The sequence below is a fragment of the Sinorhizobium chiapasense genome, assembly GCF_045277575.1.
In the GTDB taxonomy this organism is placed as follows: domain Bacteria; phylum Pseudomonadota; class Alphaproteobacteria; order Rhizobiales; family Rhizobiaceae; genus Ensifer; species Ensifer chiapasense_A.
On sequence record NZ_CP144205.1, the window covers coordinates 1,527,411 to 1,540,578 of the forward strand.

The 13,168-nt window shown below is 63.0% G+C and carries 9 protein-coding genes; 6 read left to right on the plus strand and 3 right to left on the minus strand.

Features of this window, described 5'->3' with window-relative positions; all coding sequences use genetic code 11:
- Window positions 1-187 precede the first annotated feature (187 nt).
- On the plus strand, window positions 188-865 hold the full coding sequence (locus QM996_RS07430; RefSeq protein ID WP_429815396.1) for an alpha/beta hydrolase: 678 nt from the start codon (window positions 188-190) through the stop codon (window positions 863-865).
- 65 nt (window positions 866-930) lie between these two features.
- Here the strand turns inward: QM996_RS07430 and QM996_RS07435 are convergent, their stop codons facing one another.
- Entirely contained in the window at window positions 931-2,136 is a 1,206-nt protein-coding gene (locus QM996_RS07435; protein ID WP_500269879.1) for a GGDEF domain-containing protein, read from the minus strand.
- Between the two features lie 138 nt (window positions 2,137-2,274).
- Window positions 2,275-3,402, minus strand: coding sequence for an anhydro-N-acetylmuramic acid kinase (locus QM996_RS07440; RefSeq protein ID WP_500269880.1), 1,128 nt, complete (start codon window positions 3,400-3,402; stop codon window positions 2,275-2,277).
- Window positions 3,403-3,500: 98 nt separating this feature from the next.
- Here QM996_RS07440 and tyrS point away from each other — a divergent pair, with 98 nt between their 5' ends.
- The gene (tyrS, locus tag QM996_RS07445) at window positions 3,501-4,754 is read left to right on the plus strand and encodes a tyrosine--tRNA ligase (RefSeq protein WP_500269881.1); all 1,254 of its coding nucleotides are present in this window, start codon (window positions 3,501-3,503) and stop codon (window positions 4,752-4,754) included.
- 153 nt (window positions 4,755-4,907) lie between these two features.
- On the opposite strand, the gene QM996_RS07450 is transcribed toward tyrS, so the two are convergent.
- Window positions 4,908-8,300, minus strand: coding sequence for a YhdP family protein (locus QM996_RS07450; RefSeq protein ID WP_500269882.1), 3,393 nt, complete (start codon window positions 8,298-8,300; stop codon window positions 4,908-4,910).
- A gap of 413 nt (window positions 8,301-8,713) precedes the next feature.
- Between QM996_RS07450 and QM996_RS07455 the strand changes: the two genes are divergently transcribed.
- The 4 genes from QM996_RS07455 to QM996_RS07470 all read left to right on the plus strand — a co-directional run bounded on the left by QM996_RS07455 (window position 8,714) and on the right by QM996_RS07470 (window position 13,163).
- Window positions 8,714-9,181, plus strand: a complete 468-nt coding sequence (locus QM996_RS07455) for a peroxiredoxin (protein WP_500269883.1) — start codon at window positions 8,714-8,716, stop codon at window positions 9,179-9,181.
- Between the two features lie 8 nt (window positions 9,182-9,189).
- Window positions 9,190-10,017, plus strand: a complete 828-nt coding sequence (locus QM996_RS07460) for a ferritin-like domain-containing protein (RefSeq protein WP_500269884.1) — start codon at window positions 9,190-9,192, stop codon at window positions 10,015-10,017.
- Window positions 10,018-10,119: 102 nt separating this feature from the next.
- Window positions 10,120-11,454, plus strand: coding sequence for a M23 family metallopeptidase (locus tag QM996_RS07465; protein WP_500269885.1), 1,335 nt, complete (start codon window positions 10,120-10,122; stop codon window positions 11,452-11,454).
- A 200-nt stretch (window positions 11,455-11,654) separates the two neighbouring features.
- Window positions 11,655-13,163, plus strand: coding sequence for a DEAD/DEAH box helicase (locus QM996_RS07470; protein WP_500269886.1), 1,509 nt, complete (start codon window positions 11,655-11,657; stop codon window positions 13,161-13,163).
- Window positions 13,164-13,168 lie beyond the last annotated feature (5 nt).

A 13,168-nucleotide genomic window follows, 5' to 3' on the forward strand; every position in this document is an offset into this window, starting at 1 on the left:
ACCTCTGGCGATGCATTTTCCTTGAATTTTCCGCGTCGCTTGCCTTATGAGACGAAGCACAAGGCGGAATGCCCGCACAGAAGTTTTGAACGGTTCTAAACTAGGTTTTAGAAAAGCTGACTGCTTTCGTCAAGACTGATCGCGATCTGAAACCAAGATTCGAACCAGGAACACTCCCGGAGAGCCAATGCCCGAAATCATCTTCAACGGACCCGCTGGCCGCCTCGAAGGCCGCTATCAGCCTTCGAAGCAAAAGAGCGCGCCGATCGCCATCATTCTGCACCCGCACCCGCAGTTCGGCGGCACGATGAACAACCAGATCGTCTACCAGCTCTTCTATATGTTCCAGAAGCGCGGCTTCACCACGCTCCGTTTCAACTTCCGTGGCATCGGGCGCAGCCAGGGTGAATTTGACCATGGCGCCGGCGAACTGTCGGATGCAGCGTCCGCGCTCGACTGGGTGCAGAGCCTTCATCCGGATTCGAAGAGCTGCTGGGTTGCCGGCTATTCCTTCGGCGCCTGGATCGGCATGCAGCTCCTGATGCGCCGTCCGGAAATCGAGGGCTTCATGGCCGTGGCACCGCAGCCGAACATCTACGACTTCTCGTTCCTGGCGCCCTGCCCCTCGTCCGGCCTGATCATCAACGGCGATTCCGACAAGGTCGCGCCGGAGAAGGACGTGAACGGTCTCGTCGAGAAGCTTAAAGCCCAGAAGGGCATTCTCATCACCCACCGCACCGTCCCCGGCGCCAACCACTTCTTCAACGGCCAGGTCGAAGGCCTGATGTCGGAATGCGAGGACTACCTCGACCGTCGCCTGAATGGCGAATTGACGCCGGAACCGGCCGCAAAGCGCATTCGCTGATCGCTTTATAGTTTGAACAAAAGAGCCGCGCGTTCTTCGGATCGCGCGGCTCTTTTCGTTTCAGGTCAGCTTTGCGGGCGGCCCACCCACTGCGGTACGGACGGATTGACGACCGTGGTTGGCGTCTCGCCGCATTCGACCCGATTGCGCCCGTTTGCCTTGGCCGTGTAGAGCGCCTTGTCGGCGCGCTGTATCACGGGATCCAGAGCCTCGCCGCTGCCGGCGGCCGTGACGCCGAAGCTTGCCGTCACGCGCGCCGCTTCGGGCAGGCCGGCGATCTGCTGGGACATGATAGCCGCGCGCATGCCGTGGGCGACGACACGCGCTTCCGGCAACTCCGTGCAGGGCAGAAACACCGCGAACTCCTCACCGCCCAGGCGGCCGGCCACGGCACGGTTCGGCATGACGTCCATCAGCACCCGCGCGAAACGGCGGATCACCTCGTCGCCGGCAAGGTGGCCGTAGGTGTCGTTGACCAGCTTGAAGCGATCGAGGTCGGCGAGGATCAGCGTGCCCGGCGCTTGGCTTTCGCGTGCATGCAGGAGCGGTATGACGCGGTCCATGAAGCCGCGACGATTGTAGAGCCCCGAAAGAAGATCGATTTCCGAGCGGGCCTGCGCGTCGTCGACGATGTCCTTGACCATGACGCCGAGCATGGCAAGGCCTGCCCCGACGATCAGCATCGCGCCAAGCGCCTGGGAAATGAGTGCAAACGGGCTCGAAACATAATCCTGGGCGGTAGCGCCCGATCCGGCGGCAACGGCGGCATAGATCTTCAGGAGATAGTAGGCAGCGGACAATGCCAACAGCCCGAAAAGCACGCGGTCGAAAAAGGAGCGGCGTCCCGAGCGGATTACCACGGATGCGGTCCACGCCTGGATCAGAAAGAAGGGCATCTGGTAGGGAATGGCGTGCTGCCAGGTGCCGCGCGGCAGGTCATAGATTGCCACGTCCAGCGCGACGCCGGCAAGGAAACACGCGCCAAGCGCGGTCCAGCGCACCGGAACCCCATAAAAGCGGCCCAGACCGAAACGCAGCAGACAGAAGCCGCCGAGCACACAGGCGAAGGCACCGATGGCGAAGAGCCGTGGCGTGGACGAGAAGGGAACGATCGCTTCACAAACGGCCGAAAGCGAGGCGACGGCAAAACCGGCCGCACACCACAGTGCCGCGGGACGTTGACGGCTCTTCACGGCAATGGTGAGGAATGCGACCGTGAAAATCTGCGCAATGATGAAATTCACGGCCAGCAGAGAAATCGCACCACCCATCGAAGAACCCGAAACCTTCGTATTGCGGGCAAGCCGCCTTTCGCCACCCCCGACGGTAGCGGCTGCCGATGCTAATAGGCCGATGCGAAAATTTGATTAATCCGTTCGGTGGATAGCCTATACACTGTTTCGGGCCTCTCAGCGAAGAGGTCTGGCGGCTTGTTTTCCACCCGTGACCGGCTGGCGGACACCGGTCGTTCCCGGATAGGTCAGCGGCAGGCCCTGCAGCGAGCGTACGGCAAGGTACGCCCAGGCCTCTGCCTCCATGGAATCACCATTGAAGCCGGCGTCCTCCGCCGGCAGAACCGTAGCGCCCTCAGCCTCGGCGAGCGCCGCAAGATCGCGCATGATGACCGGGTTGAGGCGACCCCCGCCGCAGACGATGTAGGTGGATGGCCGCTGTGGCAGGTGTCCGGCCGACTTGAGGATCGCGGCCGCGGTGACGTGGGCAAGCGTGCGGGCGCCGTCGGCAAGGCCTGCGTCGCTTCCGGCCGGCGGCGCGAAATCGTTTCGGTCGAGCGAGCGGCGCTGTTTCGCGGTGAAAAAGGGATTGGCGAGGTAGCGCTCTGCAAGATCGGGAAGAACGGTCCCTTCGCTCGCGACCATGCCGCCCTGGTCGAAGGGAATGCCGGCATGGGCTTCGACCCATTGATCGATCAGCGTGTTGCCCGGGCCGCTGTCATAGGCGACGAGCGTCTCGCCGGCACCGATGAAGGTCAGGTTGGAGATACCGCCGATGTTGACGAACACGACCGGCGCCGCAAGGCCGGCTGCGCCACGTGCGAGAGCGGCGTGGTAGGCGGGGATCAGCGGCGCACCCTGCCCGCCATGCACCATGTCGTTGGCGCGCATGTCGTAGACGACGTCGATGCCCGTCTCGCAGGCAAGCAGCGGGCCGTCACCGATCTGCACCGTCAAGGCGTCGTCAGGGCGGTGCAGCACGGTTTGGCCATGGAAGCCGATCACGTCGATATCCGCCGGCGACAGGTTGTTTTGCTGCAGGAAGGCTTTGACCGCTTCGGCATGCCGCAGCGTCAGGTCGCGCTCAAGCTCCGACAGCGCGCCGGGCCTTTGGTCCCGTTGCGTGATCGTTTTCGCATCGACCAATCCCTGCTTCAGGCGGTCGCGAAAGCGGGCGTCATAGGCAAAGCCGGCAGAGGGGCCGCGCTCGACGATGGTTTCGCCATCGGTCCTCAGCAGCGCGACATCGATGCCGTCCATGCTCGTGCCGCTCATCAGGCCGATTGCCGTTCTTGTCCGTGCCATGCCGTCAACGTTTCCAGAATCACTTTTGGAGTGATTATGCGCGGAAACAGTGCTAAACGCCCGTTCGTTCAAAAACTTCCCCGCAAGAGAGACAGATTATGTCCGGTTTCAAGTCCGATTTCCTTCACACCCTCAGCGAGCGTGGCTTCATCCACCAGATCTCCGACGAGTCTGGCCTGGATGAACTGTTCCGGAAGGAAACCGTGACGGCCTATATCGGCTTCGACCCGACCGCACCGAGCCTTCACGCCGGCGGTCTTATCCAGATCATGATGCTGCACTGGATGCAGGCGACCGGCCATCGGCCGATCTCGCTGATGGGCGGCGGCACCGGCATGGTTGGCGACCCGTCTTTCAAGGACGAGGCGCGGCAACTGATGACGCCCGCGACGATCGAAGCCAACATCGCCAGCATCAAGACGGTCTTCTCCAACTACCTGATCTATGGCGAGGGCCCGAAGGATGCGTTGATGATCAACAATGCCGACTGGCTGCTCGGCATCAACTACCTTGAGTTCCTGCGCGATGTCGGCCGCCACTTCTCGGTCAACCGCATGTTGTCCTTCGACAGCGTCAAGATGCGGCTTGATCGCGAACAGTCGCTGTCGTTCCTCGAATTCAACTATATGATCCTGCAGGCCTACGACTTCGTCGAACTCTACAAGCGCACCGGCTGCCGCCTGCAGATGGGCGGCTCGGACCAGTGGGGCAACATCGTCAATGGTATCGACCTCGGCCACCGCATGGGCACGCCGCAGCTCTATGCGCTGACCTCGCCGCTGCTGACGACCTCGTCGGGCGCCAAGATGGGCAAGTCGGTCAACGGCGCGATCTGGCTGAACCCGGATATGCTGTCGGCCTATGACTTCTGGCAATACTGGCGCAACACCGAAGACGCCGACGTCACCCGCTTCCTGAAGCTCTACACGACCCTGCCGATGGCGGAGATCGAGCGGCTTTCGAAGCTCGGCGGATCGGAGATCAACGAGGTCAAGAAGATCCTGGCGACGGAAATCACCGCCATGCTGCACGGTCGCCCGGCCGCCGAGCAGGCGGCGGAGACCGCCCGCAAGACCTTCGAGGAAGGTGCGCTGGCCGAGAACCTGCCGTCGGTCGAGATCCCGACCGCCGAGCTGGAAGCGGGCCTGGGCCTGCTGACGCTGATCGTGCGCGCCGGCCTTGCCGCGTCCAATGGCGAGGCCCGTCGCCATGTGCAGGGCGGCGCCGTCAGGATCAACGACGAGGCTGTCAGCGATGAGCGCCGCGTGATCGGCACCGGCGACGTGACTGCCGACAACGTCGTCAAGCTGTCGCTCGGCAAGAAGAAGCATATCCTCGTGCGCCCGGCCTAAGCCGAGGCATCCCACGATCGATTCAAGAGGCCGGCTCTACAGCGCCGCGCGTCTTTGTAAGACGCGCAAAGGTCGCTGTAGCACTTTGAAGTGCTGCATGTTTTGTCCTTAAATCGGCGACGATTTAAGGAACATGCAGTGCGCCGGCCTTTTTCATTGGAACTCGAAGATGCTGCGGAAGACGCCCGGCGCGATGATCGACAGGGGGTTGATCGTCAGCTTCGGCTGATTGAAGGGACCGTTGAGCTTGAAGGTGATGCCGAGCAGGCCACGGTCGCGGCCATTGCCGAGCAAGACGCCGATCAGCGGCAGTTCGCCGAAGATGCGGTTCAAGCCGTAGGCCGGCATGAAGGTGCCGGTCATGTCCATGATACCGTTGTTGTCGCGTACCGTTCCCTGGAACGTCGCGCCGACGTCGGTACCGCGCAACACGCCGCCATCAACGCGGATCGCGCCGCGGTCGAGGGCGAGCTGGGCAAAGCCGCGCTCGAAGCGGGCCGAACTCACGTCGATGTCGCGGCGAACGGCCTGGTTGAGGCTTCGCCCATCGGCGCCCGTCGGCGTCGACACCATCGATTGCAGGCGTTGCTCGCCGACAAGCTGGAACTTGCGGATGTCGACGCTGCCGCGCCAGGAACGTCCCCCACGATCACGCAGTTTCAGATTGAGCAGGCCGCCGCGCATGTTCTGGTAGATATCGGCGAAACGCGCCAGCGCGCCGGCGTCGCCAGCGGTCAGCTCGAGCGTGTTGTCGGCGCCGGCCTTGGCGAGCCGGGCGACGAGCGCCTGGCCGCTGCCGGTAACCGCCGAAAGGTTGACATCCTCGATCTGGCTGCCGCGCTCGGCGTAGACCAGGTTCACGTTCGACAGCGCCTCGCCATTGAAACCGGTGACGCGATCGAGCTGAGCCTTGATCGTGATGTCGTCGCTTCCGCCCTGGCCCTGATCGCTCCCCGCCTTCATCTGCGCAAGAATTGGCCTGATGTCCGCCGCCGCGCCGCTGAGCGTCGCCGTATAGCCACCCTTGCGGCGGTCGACCGAGACCCTGAAGTCGTCGCCCTGGGCCAGGCGGACGTTGTCGAGGCGGGCGGAGACCAGTCCGCCGCCATCCACCCGCAGGCCACCCCGTGCCCCGAAACCGTCTCCCGCGACGGCAAAATCGTCGATGACAATGGTCTCATCGGATTTGCTCGCCGTGAAGCGCGCTTCCGCCGGGATGCCCGCTCCCTTGCTCCAGCCGATCCATGGCAAGGACAGAGCGGCCTTTGTGAGCCCGATCTTCGCCTCTACGCGATCCTGATCGCCAATCGTCACGTCGGCGCTGATCGGTCCAGATACGATCTTCGACAGGCCCGGCGCCAGCTTCTGCCAGACGTCTTGGTCCAGGATGCCCGAAATTTGACGCGAGCGCTTGACCTGCGAATCGCTGTCAACCGGCTCCGTCAAGGCGATGCTGACCTTCGCGCCCTCCAGGCGCGCGTCGGCATCGAGCACGGCCTGCTGGTTATCGACCCGGAACGTCCCGACGAGGTCCGAAACGGGCCGGCCATAGAACGCCCTGTTGACGCTGACCTTGTCCAATTGCATCTCCACCTGCCACAGCGGCTTGGGCGGGTGCTGGTCCGAGATCAGGCCGAAGCGCGCGCCGACAAGGGCGGTGAGAGGACCGCTGAAGTCCTCGGGCTGCAACGATGTCTTTTGCAGTGCCTGGATCGGTTTGTAGGTGACGAGCTCGGCAATCGCGTCCGCGGCACCCCCAACCTCGATCTTCATCTCCGCCATCAGCGGCTTGGTGTAGACATCGGGAAGGATGAAATCGCCGCCGTTGAGCGCCACGGACCGTCCAGACGGGAAATAGGCGGTGCCCTGCCCGATCTCGACCGTCATGCGCTGGCCGCTCAGCTTGAACTTGCCGGACGTGTCGCGTAGCGGCGGTATCTCGCCGGTGATATTGATGCGGGTGTCGTCGATGTCGAAGTTGATGTTGAGCTCCTGCTCGTTGAGCTTCAACTCCCCTTCGTTATTGGCAATCCGTCCTTCGGCAACCGACACTTCGATGCGCGCATTGGTGACGATGCCGCCGAAGAGGTTGCCGATCGCCCAGCGGCGAGCGCCCTTGGCGAGCCACCACGGCCACAATTGCTTGACCGCCGTTGCCTCCATGCGATCGCTGACCGCCGCAAAGCTGATCTGCGGCGAGGTGTTGCCGAAAGCGACCGAAAGCGAACCGTACATCGAGCCGAGCGGGCTCGACACCGCGAGCTGGTCAAAGATCAGCCGGTGGGTATCCGAGGTGAACCGGCCGCTTGCCTTGGCATCGAAGGTCAGCGGCTGCTCGGCGACATCTTCCGGAGCCGAGCTGGCGTTCTTCAGAAGGAGATCGATCGCGAAGCCCTTGTCCGTGACGCCGGCAAGTTTGTCGAGGTCGATGACGGCGCCGGTAAACGGAAAGGTCGACCGACCGATCTTGACCACCGACGGCAGGATTTCGACCGAGGCGCGCCCGAAATCATAGGCGATGTCCATCTGCGACGGATTGAGCGTCGAGACGAGGCCGCCCGCATGGAATGTACCCTTGGAGGTACGCACCGCTACGCGCAGATCCGGCTTCGCCTCCCCGGCTGCCCGCGTCGCCTTCAGCGTCAGCCCCGCCGTTGCGTCGATGCCAAAGGCCTGCTCTGCACCCGACTTGCCGTGATAGAAGAACGGCGCGAGCGGCAGGTTGGTGATCGCCGCGTCGAAGCCCGTGACGTGCCCCTTTTGGCCAAGCGCATCGGCATTGATGTCGACCGCGACGCCATCGACGGTGGCGCTGCCCTGCACGCTCATGGAGCCGCTTGCGTCCCGGCTGAATTCGAGCGCGGAGGCGACGACCGGAACGACGCGATTGCGCGCACCGATGACGGAGAAGCTGAAGTCGGAGAGCGTTACCGTCTGGCTGCCTCTCCCGGCCGCCATCTGCGACATGCGGTCGACATGGGAAAACAGGGCCTCGAGAGCATCACCGACATCGGCGATGCGGATCTTGGTGAGGTCGAGCGGCTCGCCCCGAGGAAGCAGGCCAGTGTCGAAATCGCCACCTTCCGCTTCCAGGCGGGAGACGGCGATGTGGCCCGTCATCAGGGACAGCGGGTCGAGTGCGATTGAGATCGAACGAAGCTTTGCGACGGGTTGGCCGGTTGCCGTTTCGCTGAGGGCCACCTCCCGTGCCTTGAGTGCGATCGCGCCGCTTGCCGTCATGCGCACGACCGTGCTGCCGACGTCGGCGCGGTAGGCGCTGCCGAGTGCGGCATTGAGGGCGGTCCGGGCACGCGCGTTCAGCGTGCTGTCCATCATCCCGCTTTCGATCACGGTTAGGAGGATCGCGCCCAGCATGAAGGCAAGCAACGATATGGACAGGAAAATCTTGGCACAGAGACGCAAGGGAGAGCGCTTGCGTGGTGCGTGCACGATAATGGGATCGTGAGCCTGCGCCGAAGGCAACGCATGCAGCGCGACGATGTCTTTCTTGCGAAAGCCGACTTTTTCGCCGCGGATCTCACTCATCAGCGCGGACGTCCTCCGTTCGATACGAGCTTGCTCGCCGTCCTCCTTTGCCGATGTTTGGGACGGCCGTTTCTCGTTTCCTGTAGACCACATATCGCCGTACCGAGTCACCAAGCGACCCGGGAGTTGCTGTGGAAAGCCACCAGCTGCAACGGGAATTGCGCGTGCGGGCGACAGCAACGTTTCGTAGCGGCCTGTGCCGTCCGAAAGCTGTCAAATCTAGCACAAATGCGCTGGACGGCAGTCGACGATTTTCGATATGCCCTTAAGCGCCGCAAGTCTTTGAAAGACGTGCAAAGGTCGCTGCAGCGCTTCGAGTTACCGCACATTTTGCCCCTTGAACGGCGACGGCCAAGGTCAGCATGCAGTAGCGTCCGATTGTCTGCAAAACTTGGCAGAAGGAAGGTTTAATCATGGCAAGACCCGCTCCCGGAGATGTCGCTCCCGACTTCACGTTGCCGCGTGATGGCGGCGGTACGATCTCGCTTTCCGCCTTTCGCGGTCGTCCCGTCGTGCTGTTCTTCTATCCAAAGGACGATACCCAGGCCTGCACGCTGGAAGCGATCTCGTTTTCCGAGCTTGCCGACGAGTTTGCCGCGGCCGGCATCACGCTGATCGGGCTCTCGCCTGATTCGGTGAAGAAGCACGACCGCTTCGCCAAGAAGCACAACCTGACGGTGACTCTCGCCGCCGACGAGGAAAAGGCGGTCGTGAACGCCTACGGCGTCTGGGTCGAGAAGATGATGTACGGCAGGAAATACATGGGCGTCGAACGCAGCACTTTCCTGATCGGCGCCGATGGCGTCGTCGTCAGGGCGTGGGAAAAGGTGAAGGTCGATGGCCATGCCCAGGAGGTCCTGGCCGCGGCAAAGGCCCTCTGAGGAAAGCCATGACCGAATTGCCCGTGTTTCACAGCCTGCGGGGCGGCGCCGTCGAAGCGATTCGCGCGGCCGACCTCGAGGTCAAGACGGCGCTCGCGCAGGAGGCGGCCAGGCGCTGGCAGCGTCGCACCCTGTCGCTGCGTTCGCCGCTCGACCGACCGGTGCCGGTGCGCCCCGGGCGGCCCGAAAAGCCGGTGCTGACCCCGCCGACGCAGGTGAAACGGCGATCGCTCGGCTCCCTCAAGGGACGCATCGCCTTGCTGCACTCGATCGCCCATATCGAGTTGAACGCCGTCGACCTTGCCCTCGATATCGTTGCCCGCTTCGCCACGGAGCCGGTGCCCAATTCCTTCTTCGACGGTTGGATGCGTGTCGCCTTCGAAGAGGCCAAGCACTTCCGGCTGGTCCGCCAGCGACTGAACGATCTCGGTGCGGACTATGGCGACCTGCCTGCCCATGACGGGCTCTGGCAGGCGGCGCACGATACCCGCAATGACCTGACGGCACGCCTTGCCGTGGTGCCGCTCATTCTCGAAGCGCGTGGTCTCGACGTGACCCCGGCGCTGCAGGCGAAGATGCGTGAAACCGGCGACTTCGAGAGTGCCGCTGTGCTCGATGTCATCTATGAGGACGAAAAGGGCCATGTCGCCGTCGGCGCCAAATGGTTCCGCTTTCTCTGCGCCCGCGAGAAGAAGGATCCGGCAGCGACGTTCCAGGCGCTGGTGCGCGCCAATTTCCGCGGACCACTGAAGGCGCCGTTCAACGACATTGCCCGCGCCGAGGCCGGACTGACGCCGTCCTTCTATCGCTCGATGACCGCCTCGACCAACCGATAGCCGCATCGCGCGCCGCACTCGGCCTAACCAATTGTTAACCCTAACGAAGTGTAATGATCCGCAGGTGATGCGAGGCAACGCGCACATGGCGGGAGAGAACGGGTGTCTGGACGTTCGGCAAATCGTGCCTTCGGAAAACGTAAGGAACATCACGTTCTGATATTGGCCAGTGGCGACAAGGTCCGTCATATGACGGTTCGCCCGTGGATGGCGGCAATCGCGGTATCCTTTGCCGGCGTCTGCAGCATCGGCTATCTCGCGGCCACCTCCTATCTCGTCCTGCGCGACGATCTCATTGGTGGCACGATTGCGCGCCAAGCGCGCATGCAGCACGAATACGAGGATCGAATCACGGCGCTTAGGGCGCAGGTCGATCGCGTCACCAGCCGTCAGTTGCTCGACCAACAAGTGGTCGAGGAGAAAGTCGAGAAGCTGCTGCGCCAGCAGATGGCATTGACCTCGCGCAACGGAAAGCTCGGCGCCCTGGTCGAAAGGGCCGAAAATTCCGGCCTGACGACGGAAAGCAACGAGACGCCGGAGATCGAACCTCTCGCCTATGAGAAGCGAGCCGACGCGAGCAGCGGCGGTGTGAAGGCGATCGAGAAGCTGATGGGGCTGAACAGCGCCTCGGTCTCCGCTACCACTCGCCCGACCCCCCTCGCCTATGCCGCGCCCGACGCGACCGAATCGACCTCCGATCGTGCCGACCGGATCTTCTCGAAAGTGACGCTCTCGTTGAAGGACGTCGAACTGGAGCAGATGGCGCGGCTGAAACAATTGACGGATGGCGCGGCAAGGACGTCGGACGCGATTCGCTCGATCGTCGGGAGGGTCGGCGTCGATCTCCCCGTCAGCGACGTTGCCGAAATGGTCCCGACGTCCGCGTCCTCGCGCTCTTCCGAGACCGCGATTGGCGGCCCCTTCGTCGAACCGGCAACCGACGACGAATTCGGCCGTTCCCTGGCTGCCCTGGATACGGCGCTTCTGGAACTGGAGCGGACGCGAGCGCAGGTCCGCGCGCTGCCGTTCGGCAACCCTTCGCCATCGAGCGACATCACCAGCGACTTCGGCAATCGTCTCGATCCGTTTCTCGGTCGCCTGGCGCTCCATGCGGGCATCGACTTCCGCGCGACGGTCGGCACGCGCATCCGCTCGGCCGCGCCCGGCACAGTCACGAATGCCGGCTTGACCGGCGGCTACGGAAACATGGTCGAGATCGACCACGGCAACGGCGTGTCGAGCCGCTATGCCCACCTCTCCACGGTCCTGGTGAAGGTCGGCGACCAGGTGACGGAAGGTGAGGTCATTGCCAAGTCGGGCAATACGGGTCGCTCCACCGGTCCGCACCTGCACTATGAAATCCGCCTGAATGGCGAGGCGGTGGATCCCATACGGTTTCTCGACGCCAGCCGGAAGCTCGCCTCCTACATGAACTGACCGGTCGTTTCGCTGTTCGCGGGTCTTGCGCGGCTTGACAAGAAATGCGACAGATTCGCCACTATTTACCTTTTGCTGCTTCAACGTGCTGGATTTCTTGACTTTCAGCGACGTTCAGCTTATGAGCGCGGCCACGTGCTCGTGCGTTTTCCATCGATCGATCAGTGTTCTATTGAACCGGAACGGAAACAGATTTCCCTTTGACCAATTTTGCTGACCTTGGCCTGAGCCAAAAAGTTCTCTCCGCTGTCACCGATGCGGGCTACACAACCCCGACCCCGATCCAGGCTGGCGCCATCCCGCCGGCCCTGCAGCGTCGTGACATTCTGGGCATCGCCCAGACGGGTACGGGCAAGACGGCTTCGTTCGTGCTGCCGATGCTGACGCTGCTCGAAAAGGGCCGCGCTCGCGCCCGCATGCCGCGCACGCTCATCCTGGAGCCGACCCGCGAACTCGCTGCCCAGGTCGCAGAGAACTTTGACAAGTACGGCAAGAACCACAAGCTCAACATCGCGCTTCTGATCGGCGGTGTTTCGTTCGACGAGCAGGATCGCAAGCTCGAGCGCGGCGCCGACGTGCTGATCTGCACGCCCGGCCGGCTGCTTGATCATTTCGAACGCGGCAAGCTGCTGATGACCGGCGTCGAAATCCTGGTCATCGACGAGGCCGACCGCATGCTCGACATGGGCTTCATTCCCGATATCGAGCGCATTGCCAAGCTCATTCCGTTCACCCGCCAGACACTGTTCTTCTCGGCGACCATGCCGCCGGAAATCCAGAAGCTCGCCGACCGCTTCCTGCAGAACCCGGAGCGCATCGAAGTCGCCCGCCCGTCGTCGACGGCGCAGACGGTGACGCAGCGCTTCGTGGCGGCGCATGCCAAGGACTATGAGAAGCGTGCGGTGCTGCGCGATCTGATTCGCGCCCAGGACGAACTCAAGAACGCGATCATCTTCTGCAACCGCAAGAAGGATGTCGCCGACCTCTTCCGTTCGCTCGACCGCCACGGCTTCTCCGTCGGCGCGCTTCACGGCGACATGGACCAGCGTTCGCGCATGACGATGCTTGCGAACTTCAAGGACGGCAACATCAAGCTGCTGGTCGCCTCCGACGTCGCAGCGCGCGGTCTCGATATCCCCGATGTCAGCCACGTCTTCAATTTCGACGTTCCGATCCATGCGGAAGACTACGTTCACCGCATCGGCCGCACGGGCCGTGCCGGCCGTTCGGGCGCCTCCTTCACGCTGGTGACGAAGCGCGACACCAAGTTCTCCGACGCCATCGAGAAGCTGATCGGCCAGAAGGTCGAATGGCTGAACGGCGACCTTTCCAATCTGCCCGAGCCGATGGAAAGCCACGACACCGGCCGGCGTGATCGCGCCCGCGATGGTCGCAGGGACCGGAAAAAAGATGGGGATCGCGGCTCGAAGGGCCGTCCCGATCATAAATCCGATACCGTGCGTGCCGATAATGAGGCCGAAATTGAAACAGTCGCGGAAAGGGCGGAATCGGTGAAACCGGCACGCAGCGCAGAAAACAAGCAGGGACAGAACAACCGCGCCGATCGTCCGGTGCGCGCATCGAACCCCGCCAACGACGACAATCGCGACCGCCGCAACCGTCACCGCCGCGACTATGACGACGGCCCGACCCCGGTCGGATTCGGCGACGAAATTCCCGCCTTCATGCTGATTGCCGGCAAGGCCTGATTGAT